The sequence below is a fragment of the Streptomyces sp. HD genome (assembly GCF_028369295.1).
GTDB lineage: Bacteria > Actinomycetota > Actinomycetes > Streptomycetales > Streptomycetaceae > Streptomyces.
This window is the reverse complement of record NZ_JAQMYP010000080.1, coordinates 1-14205: the sequence shown is the minus strand read 5'-3', so window position 1 is coordinate 14205 and position 14205 is coordinate 1. Positions and strand designations below refer to the sequence as shown.

11 protein-coding genes and 3 pseudogenes are annotated in these 14205 nt (G+C 67.9%); 8 read left to right on the top strand and 6 right to left on the bottom strand.

The window, feature by feature from the left end; all coding sequences use genetic code 11:
• Positions 1-9: 9 nt before the first annotated feature.
• From POF73_RS42665 to POF73_RS42650, 4 genes and pseudogenes are all read right to left on the bottom strand, one after another.
• A pseudogene (locus POF73_RS42665) lies at positions 10-243 on the bottom strand (X2-like carbohydrate binding domain-containing protein); the annotation flags it as partial.
• A 43-nt stretch (positions 244-286) separates the two neighbouring features.
• Positions 287-472 (bottom strand): hypothetical protein, encoded by a 186-nt coding sequence (locus tag POF73_RS42660; protein WP_272124800.1) that lies wholly within the window; start codon positions 470-472, stop codon positions 287-289.
• A 118-nt stretch (positions 473-590) separates the two neighbouring features.
• Positions 591-674, bottom strand: a pseudogene (locus POF73_RS42655) (hypothetical protein); the annotation flags it as partial.
• A 438-nt stretch (positions 675-1112) separates the two neighbouring features.
• Positions 1113-1916, bottom strand: coding sequence for a helix-turn-helix domain-containing protein (locus tag POF73_RS42650; RefSeq protein WP_272124799.1), 804 nt, complete (start codon positions 1914-1916; stop codon positions 1113-1115).
• 71 nt (positions 1917-1987) lie between these two features.
• Between POF73_RS42650 and POF73_RS42645 the strand changes: the two genes are divergently transcribed.
• The 7 genes from POF73_RS42645 to POF73_RS42615 all read left to right on the top strand — a co-directional run bounded on the left by POF73_RS42645 (position 1988) and on the right by POF73_RS42615 (position 10285).
• A complete protein-coding gene (locus tag POF73_RS42645) occupies positions 1988-2806 on the top strand; it encodes a phytanoyl-CoA dioxygenase family protein (RefSeq protein ID WP_272124798.1) in 819 nt (272 codons plus the stop codon).
• A gap of 122 nt (positions 2807-2928) precedes the next feature.
• A complete protein-coding gene (locus tag POF73_RS42640) occupies positions 2929-3198 on the top strand; it encodes a hypothetical protein (RefSeq protein WP_272124817.1) in 270 nt (89 codons plus the stop codon).
• A 461-nt stretch (positions 3199-3659) separates the two neighbouring features.
• A complete protein-coding gene (locus tag POF73_RS42635) occupies positions 3660-5324 on the top strand; it encodes an extracellular solute-binding protein (protein ID WP_272124797.1) in 1665 nt (554 codons plus the stop codon).
• Entirely contained in the window at positions 5324-6367 is a 1044-nt protein-coding gene (locus POF73_RS42630) for an ABC transporter permease (RefSeq protein ID WP_272124796.1), read from the top strand. The genes POF73_RS42635 and POF73_RS42630 overlap by 1 nt, the downstream gene beginning before the upstream one ends.
• A complete protein-coding gene (locus tag POF73_RS42625; protein WP_272124795.1) occupies positions 6364-7290 on the top strand; it encodes a carbohydrate ABC transporter permease in 927 nt (308 codons plus the stop codon). Before POF73_RS42630 ends, POF73_RS42625 begins: the two co-directional genes overlap by 4 nt.
• 107 nt (positions 7291-7397) lie before the next feature.
• A complete protein-coding gene (locus POF73_RS42620) occupies positions 7398-9365 on the top strand; it encodes a beta-galactosidase (RefSeq protein ID WP_272124794.1) in 1968 nt (655 codons plus the stop codon).
• A 203-nt stretch (positions 9366-9568) separates the two neighbouring features.
• Positions 9569-10285 carry a glycoside hydrolase family 12 protein gene (locus POF73_RS42615; RefSeq protein ID WP_272124793.1) on the top strand — a complete coding sequence of 239 codons (717 nt, stop codon included), beginning with the start codon at positions 9569-9571 and terminating at the stop codon, positions 10283-10285.
• A gap of 114 nt (positions 10286-10399) precedes the next feature.
• Here POF73_RS42615 and POF73_RS42610 read toward each other — a convergent pair whose 3' ends face one another.
• Together POF73_RS42610 and POF73_RS42605 are read right to left on the bottom strand one after the other, a co-directional pair.
• Complete coding sequence (locus POF73_RS42610) at positions 10400-11347, bottom strand: expansin EXLX1 family cellulose-binding protein (RefSeq protein ID WP_272124792.1); 948 nt, start codon at positions 11345-11347, stop codon at positions 10400-10402.
• A 145-nt stretch (positions 11348-11492) separates the two neighbouring features.
• Positions 11493-13532, bottom strand: coding sequence for a non-reducing end alpha-L-arabinofuranosidase family hydrolase (locus POF73_RS42605; protein WP_272124791.1), 2040 nt, complete (start codon positions 13530-13532; stop codon positions 11493-11495).
• 445 nt (positions 13533-13977) lie between these two features.
• Between POF73_RS42605 and POF73_RS42600 the strand changes: the two are divergent.
• Positions 13978-14205: pseudogene (locus tag POF73_RS42600) on the top strand (alpha-galactosidase); the annotation flags it as partial.

The following is a 14205-nucleotide window of genomic DNA, read 5'->3' as shown; positions in this document are numbered from 1 at the left end:
GTTGACGCCGTGGGCCCGGTTGCCGACGAGCCGGGTGAGCGTGGCCGCCTTCAGGGTCAGCCGGTTGCCGGACAGGGTGTAGTCCCTGCCCTTGACCAGCTTCGTGGTGCCCTGCTTGAGCGCCGTGAAGGCGGCTCCGTTCGGGGTGAGGGTGAGCGTACGGTCCTTTACGGGGCCGGAGTTCGGGACGAAGACGCGGTCCGATGAGGCTGTCGCCGAGCGCGTCGTCCAGCTGGACTTGATCTGGCGGAACAGCCCGGCGTCCTGCCACTTGCGCTTGGTGCGGTCATAGGAAGGAGCCGTTGTCCCACAGGACGGTGGTGACCTTGTTGGTGCGGGCGGCGTGACCGAGAGCCTCGAAGTACTTGAGCATCTCGCCGCGTTCCACCGCGCCGGGGCCGTGGTCGTAACCGAGCAGGCCGTACTCGCCGAGGACGACGGGGATGTTCTGGGCGACGAAGGTGTCGCGCATCCGCTTGAACGCCTTGTCCAGGTCTCCGCGGGCCTACGCGTCGAAGCGGGTGGAGCCGGGTGTACTTCGGTGCCGCTCCCTGATGGTCACTCCAGGTCACGGGGATGCGAATGCTCTTGAAGCCCTGGGCGCGGACCGAGTCCAGCAGGGCCTTGGTGGTGCGGGGCTGGCCCCAGTTGGTCTCGTTGGGAATGGCGTCCATGCTGTTGCCCGGATTCCAGCCCGGCTGCATCGCGGCCACGGCCGCCATCGCGTTGCCGGGAACCGGGGCCGTTGCCGCGGACGCCTTGGGCTTGGCGTCGTCGCCGAACGCCCCGAAGGCCGTGCCGTAGGCGATGACGCCCGCGGCGATCAGCGCCAGCGGTGTCCCCAGTGCGAGCCGAAGCCGGCGCCGGCGGTGTTGGGGGGCCTGCTGCTTCTTCATGTTCACCCGTTCTGGAGGATCGAACTGGTGCCACCCTTGAGTGGTCGCGCCTCCCAGAACGTTGCCGAGTTTCTCCGGCAATTCACAGACAGGGTCGGCGCCTTGTGCAGCGGCACAAAGCGGTGCACGGCTGTCGAAGAGAGGGCGGGTGAGTCCAGGCCCGTGCCGGCGGCGTTTGCCGCCGACGGCGAAGCCCGCGGCTGCGGCAGGGTGCAGCTATCCGTTCTCGATGCCGGGAGAACCTTGTGCGCCGCCCCGCACGGCCCGGGGCGAAGCCCCGAGTTCCCGGCGGCAGGCTTTGTTGAACGCCTGGAGGTCGGGAATGCCGACCGTGGCGGCGATCGCGGAGATGGAGAGGGTGGACTCGCGCAGCAGGTGCCGCGCGCGTTCCAGGCGGCGCTGTCGGATGTAGGCGACGACCGTGTCGCCGGTGGCCGCGTGGAAGAGCCGGGTGAGGTGGTTGTGGGAGACCCCTGCGGCGCGGGCCACGCTCGGAACGGTGAGGGGGTCTGCCAGCCGGGACTCGATGTAGGAAGTCGCTGCGGTGACGGCCGGGTGGGGGTCGTGCCGGGGACCCTGCGGGACGGGCGGGGTGAGCTGGCCGATGCGCCACAGGACAGTCCAGACCTCGGCCGTGGCCCGGACCGGAGTGCTCGGCCAGGCGGCGATGGCCTGGAGCATCAGCGCGGACAGTGCGGGCAGCTCCGGGCCCGCGTCCTGCATGACGGGCACCGTGCGGGGTTCGCCGGTGGCGGGCAGGCGCAAGTGGGCGTACAGGTGCTCGGATCGCCCCCGGTAGCGGTACCGGACGGTCGTGCCGGGCGGTACGAGACTGACCCGGCCGGGGCGGACGGCGTGGGGGGTGCCGTCGACGGTGAGGTCGGCCTCGTACCGGTACAGGTGCAGCTGCCACAGATCGGGCAGGCGGAAGACGTCGGTGTGCCCGGCCGGGCCGTGGACAGCGACGCCGACGTTGGCTACGACGGGTGGCTCGTCCAGGCGTACTACGACCTCATGCATGGTGAAAAATTACCAGTGGTGGTGAGCTGGGCCCACGCGCCCGACCCGGTGCGCTCCTTACCGTGGTGGACATGACGACAACCGGAGAGCATTTGCTCAGCTCGGTGCAGATGGCGCACTTCGTCGCCCACGGCTCGCTGCGCATGGACGCCGTGGTGCCCGCGGAGATGAACGCCGAGGCACTGGAGGCCTTCGCGGCCGGAATCCCGCCGGTGCCGTACGGCACGCCCGTCCCCGAGGCTTGTCCCGAGAAATCCTTCATGCGGCGCCTCGTCGAAATACCCGAGGTCGCGGGCGCGTTGCGCAGTCTCGTCGGACCCGATCCGACCATCGACCACCACGCCGTGCACATCCGGGAGCCGCACGAGGGCGCCGCGCAGCCGCTGCACGGGGACGCGATCATCGACGTACGGACCGACGCGTTCGATGTGCAGCTCATGTACTACCCGCAGGAGGTGACGCTGGACATGGGCGGCACGCTCAGCGTGCCCGGCAGCCATCTGCGGCGTACGAACGAGAGCGACACCGGCCGGTACCAGAACCTGCGCGGCCAGAGCCGACTGGTCTGCCCGGCGGGCACCGTGGTGTTTCTGCACCATGGCCTCTGGCACGGCGGCCGGCGCAACGACAGCGGCACCCGCCGCTACATGTTCAAGATCCGCTTCAACCCGACGGTCCGTCAGCGGCGGCTGTGGGACACCTCGGACCTGTCGGACCCGCGTGTGGCGGAGGAGTTGAACACCGGCTTCCCCTGGTACGAGCAGGCGACCGGCCGCCTGGAGCTCTACAACCGCGTACTGCTGTGGCGGGCGCTGACCGGCGACGACGGCTTCGACCTCGACTACTGGGTCACCCGCGTCTCCAACCGACCGCAGGAGGTTCCCGCATGACCACGATCGCTCCCGTCTCGACCCCGACCGAGACATCGACCTCGACTCCGACCGAGACATCGAGCCCGACCGAGACATCGACCCCGACCCCGACCCCGACCGCCTCCGCGGTCCGCCAGCAGGTGCTGGTGCTGTACCTGTCCACGTCGGCCCTGGACTCCTGGGTCGTCGGCTGGTCCCTCTATGACGGCACCGGCCGCACGTCACCCACCACGGGCGACAGCGACGAGCCTCCCTATGAGACGGGCCTGGCCGCCCTGTGCGACGGCTGGCGCCTGATCCAGGCGGCTCAGCTGATCCCGCCGTATCCGGGGCACGAGTACGACGTGTCGTTCCTGAAGCACGAGTTCTTCTTCGAGAAGCTCGTGGCTCTGGACGACGCCGCCCAGTGACCGCCCGCTGCCCTCGGCCCCCCTGGCCGGATCTCCTCGTCGAGGGTGGGCCGGGGCAGGTCGTCGATGCGTTTCGCGAAGGCGGATTCGGATCGGGGGAAGACCGTGGTGTGTCCGGCGGGGCGTGACGGACACATAGGACCTCCTTGAGCTGAACCGATGACCTATTCGAAGCGCTTCGACAGACGTTTCGGCTGGCAGTGGGCGTGCCCGGAGGTCGAGGCCGTCACATCAGTAAAGTCATGAGAAAAGTATTCCTCCCGGCACCTCGGAGGAATCTTGGAAGCGACCCTTGTGCGCCCATGTGGCCTGACTTAACCTCGCAGCAACATCGAAGCGCTTCGACTACGAGATGCGTCGAAGTCGTTGGATGTCTGCTTTCAGCTCAGCCAGTCCAGTCACGACACCGCAGCCGACGGCCCATCGCCGGGTGTTCAGGTGCGCCATGAAGGGTTGACGCAATGACGCCGAATGCCGCCTCCTCCGGACCGAGCCGGAGAAGCTTCCTCGCCTCCACGGCGGTCGCCACCGCAGCGGTGGCCGGGGGAATGCCGCTGCTGTCCGCCTGCGGAGGTTCCGACAACACGTCGCGAGAGGGCACCACATCGGGCAAGGCGGCCGACAAGCTGCTCCCGACATACGTAGCCAGCGCGATCGCCGAGCCGGACATTCCGGCGAAGAACGGTTCGGCGGCCGGCTACACCGGCAAGGTCGACCTCGCGGCCCTCGCCACCTCGGTCCCGGACAAGCTCGGCACCGGCGCCCCCGTCAAGATCATGTCCCCGCTCTGGGGCTCCCCGCCGAAGGGCGACTGCGCCTACTACAAGGCGCTCGACGCCGCGGCGGGCACCAAGATCACCTGGCAGAACCAGGACGGCAACACCTACGCCCAGAAGCTCGGTGCCGTCCTCGCCTCCAGCTCCATACCCGACATGGTGGTCGTGCCCAGCTGGATCCTGAACGGCGGGAAGATACCGAACGCGGTCACCGCGAAGTTCATGGACCTGGGCCCCTATCTGACGGGCGACAAGGTCAAGAAGTACGCGAACCTGGCCGCGATTCCGTCCGACGCGTGGCGTATGGGCATCTTCGGCGGCGCGCTGCGCGGCATCCCGATGTGCGTCGCCCCCGCGAGCTTCATCGTGCCCTACTACCGCAAGGACATCTTCGACGAGAAGGGCTACACCGTACCCAAGTCGCCCGAGGAGTTCCTCAGTTGGGCCAAGGACGCCACGAGCGCCAAGGCCAAGGTGTGGGCCTGCGGTGACCTGACCTGGATCACGGGGAGCATCTTCGGCAACGCCCCGGACTGGAACATCGATGCCGACGGCAAGCTGAGGTACAGCAAGGAGCGGCCCGAATACCTCGAAGCCCTGGAGTGGTCCCGCAAGCTGTTCGCCGCCGGTGTGGTTCACCCCGACGACAGGGCGCGCTCCGGCGACGCGAGCCAGCGCTTCGCCGCCGGACAGATCCTGGTCTTCCAGAGCGACATGTCCGCCTGGTACACCAAGGCCGCCGAACAGGCCAAGGCCAACCCGGACTTCCAGATCGAGGCCATGGACCTCTTCGGCGCCGACGGCGGCAACCCGACGATCTGGGCGACCTCGCCCGCCAACATCTGGTCGATGATCCGCAAGGGCGCCTCGAAGGAGACCGTGGAGAATGCGCTGGCCGCCGCCAACTTCGCGGCCGCGCCCTACGGCACCAAGGAGCGGATGTTCGTCGACTACGGCGTCGAGGGCACCCACTACACGGTCAAGGGCGGCGTCCCGGCCAAGACCGACCAGGGCAACTCCGAGGTGATCAACGCCTGGCAGATGCTGGCGACCCCGGCTCCCTACCTCGCCCACCCCGACCTCCCCGAGATCGCCCGCAAGCAGGTCGAGTACCAGCAGCGGATGGGTGCCTTCCTGAAGAAGACGTCGCTCTACGGCATGACCGTCGTCGAGCCGGCCCGCTACGCCACCCTCAAGAGTCCGTTCGAGCAGCTTGAGATCGACTTCGTGCGCGGCAACAAGAAGCTCTCCGACGTGCAGGCGGCCATCTCGACCTGGAAGTCCTCCGGCGGCGACAAGCTGCGCGACTGGTACAAGGAACTCCTCGACAAGAACGGCAGTGGCAACTGATGTCCCTCACGGCCGGGAGCAGGCCCGACGGGACCCGTCCCCCCGCCGCCGTCGAGGAACCGACGGCCGCGGTCACCGCCGTCACAGCGAAGGTGCGGGCGCCGGGCAAGGCGGGCAAGGTGCCCTGGCGGATCCGGCTGCGCCGCGACCGCGCGCTCATCCTGATGACGCTGCCCGTCATCCTGCTGCTCCTTCTCTTCAACTACGTTCCGCTGCTCGGCAATGTCGTCGCCTTCCAGGAGTACGACCCGTACATCTCCAGCAATGGCGTCACGGCGATCTTCCACAGCCCCTGGGTGGGCGTGGAGCAGTTCTCGCGGATGGTCGACGACCCGCTGTTCTGGGCCTCGGTGAAGAACACCCTCATGCTGTTCTTTCTCCAACTGGTGCTGTTCTTCCCGGTCCCCATAGCCCTGGCCCTGGTCATCAACAGCGTGATCCGGCCCCGGGTGCGGGCCGTGGCGCAGGCGATCATGTATCTGCCGCACTTCTTCTCCTGGGTCCTCGTCGTCACCGTGTTCCAGCAGATCCTCGGCGGCGCGGGCATCATCGCCCAGACCCTGGAGAACCACGGGTGGACCGGTTTCGACCTGATGACCAACCCGGACATCTTCAAGTACCTGGTCACCGCGCAAGCCGTGTGGAAGGACGCCGGCTGGGGGATCATCGTCTTCCTCGCCGCGCTGTCCGCGGTCAGCACCGACCTGTACGAGGCCGCCGCCATGGACGGCGCGGGGCGCCGGCGCCGCATGTGGCACGTGACGCTGCCCGCACTGCGCCCGGTGATCGCGCTGCTGCTGGTGCTGCGGGTGGGCGACGCGCTGAGCGTCGGATTCGAGCAGTTCCTGCTCCAGCGGGACGCGGTCGGTGCCAATGCCGCCGAAGTCCTCGACACCTACGTGTGGTTCATCGGTATCAAGTACGGCGACTTCAGCTACGCGACCGCGGTCGGCCTCGCCAAGGGAGCCATCGGAGTGTGTCTCGTCCTCCTCGCGAACAAGTTCGCGCACATGCTCGGCGAGCAGGGGGTGTACCAGAAGTGAGCCTCAACACGCAGCTCATCCGCAGTCTCAAGGCCCCCGCCCGCCCCGTGTGGGAGGAGCCGCCCAGCAAGGCCGGACTCACCGCCAAGGGCGGATTCCTGGCCTTGTGCTGCCTGGGGGTCCTGGGCCCGCTGTGGATCGTGATCGTCACCAGCCTCTCCCCGAAGCCGGTGATCGACCGGGCCGGCGGCCTTGTCGTGATGCCCCAGGGCATCACCTTCGTCAACTACGCGGAGCTGCTCGGCGGCGGCCAGGTCAGCCGGGCGATCACGGTCTCGGTCGGTGTCACGCTCTTCGGCACGCTGTTCTCGATGACGGTGTCGGTACTGGCGGCCTACGGACTGTCGCGGCCGGGGAGTCTGGGCCACCGGTTCTTCCTGATGACCATGATGGTGACCATGTTCTTCGGGGCCGGGCTCATTCCGACCTACCTACTGGTGCAGTCGCTGGGCCTGACCGACACCTATCTGTCGCTGGTCCTGCCGAGCGCGGTCAGTGTCTTCAACATCCTCGTCCTTCGGGCCTTCTTCATGGGGATCTCACCCGAACTCACCGAGTCCGCACGGATCGACGGGGCCAGTGACCTGCGCATCCTGCTGACCATCATCATGCCGCTGTCGCGGGCCGTGCTGGCCGTCATCTCGCTGTTCTACGCGGTCGGCTACTGGAGCGCCTGGTTCAACGCCTCGATCTACCTCACCGACCAGGACATGATGCCGCTGCAGAACGTGCTCATCCAGCTGGTCCAGAAGAACACCGAGGCGCCCACGGGGCTCCAGCAGGCGGTTCGGACCGGGCAACTGTCCGCTCTGGGCCTGCAGATGGCTGTGATGGTCCTCGCCCTGATCCCCGTCGCGGTCGCTTCTCCCTTCGTCCAGCGGCACTTCAAGAAAGGCATGCTCACCGGCGCGATCAAGGGCTGAAGCCGCGGACCCGCCTATCGCACCAGCCCCTGTCCCTGGGCCGTTCCGCCCATCCCACAGAACATCGCCACCAACGCACGCGGAGTTCAGTACGGGGAGATTGCCTGATGCCCGACCTGAGTGACACGACACGAGGCCGCCTGCTGTTCGGCGGCGACTACAACCCCGAGCAGTGGCCCGAGGAGACCTGGCACGAGGACGTCCGGCTGATGAAGGAGGCCGGGGTCAACTCGGTCACCCTCGGCGTCTTCTCCTGGTCGAAGCTGGAACCGGAGCCGGGTGCCCGGGAGTTCGGCTGGCTGGACACGCTGATGGACCTGATGCACGAGAACGGCATCGGCGTCGTCCTCGCCACCCCCACCTCCTCGCCCCCGCCCTGGATGGGCCGGCTGCACCCCGACACGCTGCCCGCCACCGAGGACGGCCGCACCGAGTGGTGGGGCGGCCGGCAGCACTTCTCGCACTCCAGCGCCACCTACCGGCGCTACGCCGCCGCCATCACCGAGGACCTCGCCGCCCGCTACGGCAGCCACCCGGCCCTGACGATGTGGCACATCAACAACGAGTACTGCACCTTCGACTACGGCGACGAGGCCGCCGCCGCCTTCCGCCGCTGGCTGCGCGCGAAGTACGGCACCCTCGACGCGCTCAACGAGGCCTGGGGCACCGCCTTCTGGAGCCAGGGCTACGACACCTGGGACGGCATCCTGCCGCCCCGCCTGCCCCACTACATGCGCAACCCCACCCAGGTGCTGGACTTCCGGCGCTTCACCTCCGACATGCTCCTGGAATGTTTCGTCGCCGAGCGGGACATCGTCCGTCGGCACACCCCGCACATCCCCGTCACCAGCAACTTCATGCCGCTGTGGATGGGCCAGGACGCCTGGCGCTGGGCCGAGGAGGAGGACGTCGTCTCCGTCGACATCTACCCCGACCCGCACGACCCGCTCGGCGCGCAGAGCGGCGCCCTCGTCCACGACATGACCCGCTCCCAGGCGCGCGGGCCGTGGATGCTCATGGAACAGGCCGCCGGGCCCGTCAACTGGCGGGGCGTGAACCACCCCAAGCCACGCGGCCTCAACCGGCTCTGGTCCCTCCAGGCCGTGGCCCGGGGCGCCGACGCCGTCTGCTACTTCCAGTGGCGGCAGTCCCGGCAGGGCGCGGAGAAGTTCCACTCCGGCATGCTCAGCCACGCCGGGGAGCCCGGCCGTACCTTCCAGGAGGTCAAGCAGCTCGGCGCGGACCTGGAGCGGATCGCCCCCGACGTGACCGGGCGGAGCATCACCGCGAACATCGCGGTCCTGCACGACTGGCACGCCTGGTGGGCCGGCGCCCAGGACGGCCGCCTGTCCAGCCAGATGGAGTATCCGGACGTTCTGCGAGCCTGGCACCGAGCACTTTGGCAGGCGCATCTCACCACCGACTTCGCCCACCCCGAGCACGACCTGACTCCGTACTCGGTGGTCGTCGTGCCGCAGCTGTACGCGCTCACCGACGCTGCGATCGACAACCTCCTCGCCCACGTCCGCCAGGGCGGCACCCTCGTCTGCGGATTCCAGACCGGCGTCGCCGACGAGGACGACCGCGTCCGCCCCGGCGGCATGGACCCCAGGCTGCGCGAACTGTTCGGCATCCGCACCCTGCACGAGTGGTGGCCGCTGGACGCGGGGGAGACCGTCACCTGCGAGGGCTTCCGGGGATCCCTGTGGTCCGAGGAGCTGGAGGCCGACGGCACCGCCGACGAGACCATCCAGTACAAGGGCGGTGAACTCGACGCACTGCCCGCGGTCCTGCGCAAGGGGCGTGCCTGGTACGTCTCCACGCTCCCGGAACCGGACGCGCTGCGCGACCTGCTGGCCCGCGTCACCGCCGGCGCGGGCGTGCGACCCGTACTCGACGGCCTCCCCGAGCAGGTCGAGGCCATACGCCGGGGCGAGGTGCTGTTCGTGCTGAACCACGGCCGGGAGCCGGTGACCGTAGCGGTGCCCGGCTCCCACCGCGACCTGCTGACGGGGACGGTCGTCATCGACCGGGTCACCCTCGGCCGCTACGGGGCGGCGGTGCTCCAGCCATGACAGCACTGACCTGAGGTCGAACCGACCTGGGCGCCCGGCCGGGCGAGGGCGGTTGTGAAGCCGACTCGCACGGTTCGTATCGGAGTCAGGACTTCTTCCGGCGACACGGAGCCGATCGACGTCGTTGCCGGAGATGACCACGTCCTCACCCTGGGGACGTGGTAGTACCCCCCACACTTCCCCCCACCCGTGGAAGGGACACCATGGTTAACAGCAAGATACGCAGGATCACCATGGCGGTGCTGGCGCCGACGATGGCTCTGGGTGCCACCGTCGGCCTCGCCTCCGCCCCCGCGTCGGCCGCGGTCTGGAACTCCTGCGACCAGTGGGCCAGCACCAAGCTGGACGGCTACACGCTCTACAACAACATCTGGGGCTCCGGCGCGGGCGCCCAGTGCGTCTGGGCCAACTCCGGGACCGGCTGGGGAGTCTGGGCCGACCACCCCAACAGCGGTGGCATCAAGTCCTATGCCAACTCGACGAAGACGATCAACAAGACGATCGACTCCCTCGGCTGGCTGACCAGCGACTACAACGTCAGCGTCCCGTCGTCCGGCGCGTACAACACGTCGTACGACATCTGGGACAACGACCACGACTACGAGATCATGCTCTGGGTCAACTACAACGGAGCCGTCGGCCCGATCGGTTCCTTCCAGGAGAACGTCAACCTCGGCGGACACAACTGGAACGTGTACAAGGGCACCAACGGGTCCAACGAGGTGTTCTCGTTCCTGCGGACGTCCGACTCCAGCTCCGGCACCGTGGACATCAAGCCGGTCCTCCAGTGGATCGCCTACAACAAGCGCTGGATGCCCAGCAACGAGATCATCGGTGACGTGCAGTTCGGCTATGAGATCACCTCGTCGGCCGGCGGGCTCAACTTCAACACCAACAACCTGACCGTCAACGGCGGCTGACCCGACAACAGGGCCGAGGTCGGTCCGCGTCCTGCCAAAGACGCGGTCGGCCTCGGCCCGCAGTAACGAGGTGGTCCGGGACGGCACGTGCACTGATCGCGGTGCGCGGCGGGATCAGTGCCGGGCGAACTGGACCGGGGTGGGTTGTACGACGTCCGGCCGCACCGTGATTCCGTTGATGGTCAGCCGTTCGCCGTAGATGTCGGTGAGTCTGATCGCGCCGCCGCATCCGCTGCCGTCGGCGGAGATGAAGTAGTTGTAGCTGGTGCGGGGCAGTTGCCGCCAGCCGCCTGAGGTGCGGATTTCCAGCCCGGCGACCGGGTTGCGGTGGCCGATCGCCTGGAGGGCGCACCAGTGGGGGCTGGAACCGGTCTTGTACCGCATGGAGATCGTGTCGGAGGTGCTGGGGCTCACCAGGCTCCAGGTGATGGGGATCCGGCCGACCTTGAGATCGGCGAGTTTGGCGAATGCCTGCTGGCTGAGGTCGATCTGCCCGGGCGCGCAGGGCAGGGGGCACTCGTTGGTGATCCGTACGGTGATGGATTTGCCGTTGGCCGCGCGGACATGCACATAGGCGCCGCACGCCTTGGACGTGTCGTAGTCGGTGGTGTTCATGGCCGCGATCATGAGGTCGGGGCTCGGGCCGAACAGACAGGCGCCGTTTCCGTCCCCGGCCTCGTAGGCGGTGGCGACGCCCTGGTGGGTGGTGGCGGGCTGAAGCCGTCCTGCCTGCGAGGTCGTGGCAGGCTTCTGCTGGGGCCGCGGGGTGTCACCGGGCGACGGTCGTGCTGACCTGGTGGTCGTCGGCGTGCTCGACGGGGTGGGAGAGCCGGTCGGGCTCGCCTTCGCGCTCGGGGTGGCCGTCTTGTCGGCGGCGGTTGCTCTCACCTGGGTGCTGGCGACGGGAGTGGCCGCCGCAGGCTCTGGATCGGCGTTGCGATCGGGGAGCAACGTCATGACCAGGTAAACGAGAACGCCCGCGGCGATCAGCGTCGATGTGGCGCCCAGCAGGAGCCTGCGCCTGTGTCTGCGCTGCCGCGCGGCCTGCCTCGGTGTGTTCATTTCCTGTCCGTTCGCAAGATCGAGCCGATGGTGCACTCCTGAGTGGTCACAGGAAGCGCAAAGGTTGCCGACGATTTCTGACAGGAAGTGGCCGAGGGAGATTGGGGACGGGCCCCGCCCCGCACGCGGGGCGGGGCCCACATGGTCAGCAGGACGAGTTGGTCTGGGTGAGCAGACCCAGCCGCCATGGCAGAAGGTTGTAGTCACCGTCGGCGTTCGGGTCCTTGCCCTGGAACAGGTACTGCAGTTTGCAGGGCGGGATCGTGAGCGTCTGGTCGTAGCCTGCGCGGATCATCTCGCCGTGGCTGATGTCCCGGGTCCAGGCACCGGCGGGGAACGTCACGTTGCCCGACTTGGCGAACGGGTTGCTCTCGGACGCGGCCAGTGGCGTCCACGAGGCGGCGAGGCTGCTCGCGGTCCAGGAGCGGAAGTAGCGCCGGCCGTCGGAGCCGACGGCTTCGACGAGCAGCAGGTACTGGTTGCTGCCCTGCACCTTGTAGACGTTGCTCGCTTCGAACAGGGCGAACTTGGAGTCCTGGGCTGCGATGACGGTGTTGGTGAACCCGTTCGGGAACTGGCCGACGGGCGTCTGGGAGCGGTAGAGGTGGCCGTTGTCGTCGGAGGAGAACAGGTAGCAGTTGGCGCTGTCGCAGATCACCCACATGTCGACCCAGTAGCCGTTGCCGATGTTCTGCTTGATGATGTCCGGCATCGACGAGTAGAAGTGGCGCGGGGCGCTCCACCCGTTGGGGTTGCTGATGTCCGGGTTGGTGGAGTACGACGCGTTGCCGGTCTGGTAGACGAGGTACCACAGGCGCTGCGGCGCGTAGTAGAAGACCTGCGGTGCGGCCCGGTACCCGGCGCCGATGGCGGTGCGGTCGAGGTAGTGGTGGGTGGCAGACCCGGCCTGGGACCAGTCGGTGAAGTTCAGGTACACCAGGTTGTACCCGGATGAGCCGGCGACGCTGGCGAACACGTGGTACTTGCCGTTGTACTGGACGACCGTCGGATCCTTGATCCCGGCGATGTTGTGGGTGGCGTCCGACTTCGGTGAGATCAGCTTCCCGCTGGAGTTCCAGGAGAAGCGGGAGGGCAGCGCGGCGGCGGACTTGTGCGAACGTGCGGCGGACCGGTCCGAACGGACGCCGGACCGCTGCGTAGCGGCCGAGCCGCCCAGCGCGGTGAGCGTCGACTGGTAGGCCGGCTTCTTGTTGCCGCCCCGGTCGAACAGCAGCGGGTTCTCACTGCTGCGCCAGGAGTCGCTGTCGCGGATGCCCCAGACGGTGATGCCGGTGCAGCGCGCCACGTTCATGCAGGCCCGGACCGTGTTCGCGTACGCCGTCGGTGGCGCCTGCGCGATGTCCAGCTCGGTGATCTGGACGTCCACGCCGAGGGCTGCGAAGTTCGACAGCGTCGTCTGGAAACTGGCGGGCGGACCGCCGGCGCCGAAGTGGGCCTGGAGACCGACGCAGTCGATGGGCACACCGCGCGACTTGAAGTCGCGCACCATGCGGTAGACGCCCTGGGTCTTGGCCGCGTTCCAGTCCTCGATGTTGTAGTCGTTGTAGCAGAGCTTGGCCGCGGGATCGGCGGATCGCGCGGTGCGGAACGCCTGCTCGACGAAGCCGGTGCCCAGCACGTCCCGGAAGACCGAGCTGCGCATCTGGCCGCTGCCGCCGTCGGCGAAGGCCTCGTTGACCACGTCCCAGGAGTGGATCCGGCCCTTGTAGCGGTTCATCACGGTGGTGATGTGGTTGTTCATCACGCCGCGCAGCGTGTTCGCGTCCCTGATGGAGCTGACCCAGCCGGGCAGTTGGGAGTGCCACACCAGCGTGTGGCCACGCACGCGCTGACCGCGGGCCGTGGCGCGGTTGAAGATCTGGTCGGCGGCGCCGAAGGTGAACGAGCCGCGGGACGGCTCGGTCGCGTCCCACTTCATCTCGTTCTCGGGTGTGACCGAGTTGAACTCGCGGTCCAGGATCGTGGAGTACGTGCCGTCGCCGAGCCTTCCGGCGGCCACGGCGGTTCCGAAGTACCGGCCGCTCTGGGCCGCTTGGGCGCCGAGAGTGGAGGCCCGGACGGCGTCGGGCGCGGCGGTCGCGGCGACGGGCGTCACCAGGGCGCCGACGGCCAGCAGGGATAACACCGAGGCTCGGCGACGACCGAGCCGCTTCAGCGGGTTCATGGTTCTCCTCTGCGATTGGCGGGGGTTGGGTGGCCAGCCTTGGCGAGGGCATGACATGTCCACGGGTCGCTCTCTGTGAGCATCCAGGATGATAGGGGTCTGATACATCCCGTCAATATGTCTCGCATGATTCGTTATTAGCTCCGAAATATTTCGCCAACCAAGGTGCTCGGGGGCATTGGGATGTTTCCCGTGAGGCTCTGCGGCGCCGGTCAACGAGACGTCGGCTGGCATGCGTGGCGGCACTGCTGGTGTTGACATGCTCAGGAGTCTCCCTAGTATCCGTGAGGCCGGCGATCCGAAATTCACTCGAAATTTCGAACGGTCGCTAACGGCACTACTCACGGCACGGACCAGCCACACGCAGTGGTCATCCGCTGTCTGACCACCATTCGGACGTCGCCGGTGGCCGGCCCACGGCGCCCTCCTCTGAAAGGAGCCCACGTTGCCCGGACGATCAGGCAGACGACTGCTCCATGTCTTCGCGGCCGCCGCGCTGGCGGTCGCCGCGTCCTTCACGGCTGCTGCCCACTCCACCGCTTCGGCCGCCCCCGGCAGCCCCGCACTCACCCCACCCCTGGGTTGGAACAGCTGGAACAGCTTCGGCTGCGGCATCACCGAGGCTCAGGTCCGCGAGGCCGCCGACGCGATGGTGTCCTCGGGCATGCGCGAT

Coding starts and splice junctions, on each gene's coding strand:
- POF73_RS42605 (WP_272124791.1), bottom strand. CDS start 13,532: ATGAACCCGCTGAAGCGGCTCGGTCGTCGCCGAGCCTCGGTGTTATCC.
- POF73_RS42645 (WP_272124798.1), top strand. CDS start 1,988: ATGACGACAACCGGAGAGCATTTGCTCAGCTCGGTGCAGATGGCGCAC.
- POF73_RS42610 (WP_272124792.1), bottom strand. CDS start 11,347: ATGAACACACCGAGGCAGGCCGCGCGGCAGCGCAGACACAGGCGCAGG.
- POF73_RS42615 (WP_272124793.1), top strand. CDS start 9,569: ATGGTTAACAGCAAGATACGCAGGATCACCATGGCGGTGCTGGCGCCG.
- POF73_RS42660 (WP_272124800.1), bottom strand. CDS start 472: ATGCGCGACACCTTCGTCGCCCAGAACATCCCCGTCGTCCTCGGCGAG.
- POF73_RS42620 (WP_272124794.1), top strand. CDS start 7,398: ATGCCCGACCTGAGTGACACGACACGAGGCCGCCTGCTGTTCGGCGGC.
- POF73_RS42630 (WP_272124796.1), top strand. CDS start 5,324: ATGTCCCTCACGGCCGGGAGCAGGCCCGACGGGACCCGTCCCCCCGCC.
- POF73_RS42650 (WP_272124799.1), bottom strand. CDS start 1,916: ATGCATGAGGTCGTAGTACGCCTGGACGAGCCACCCGTCGTAGCCAAC.
- POF73_RS42635 (WP_272124797.1), top strand. CDS start 3,660: ATGACGCCGAATGCCGCCTCCTCCGGACCGAGCCGGAGAAGCTTCCTC.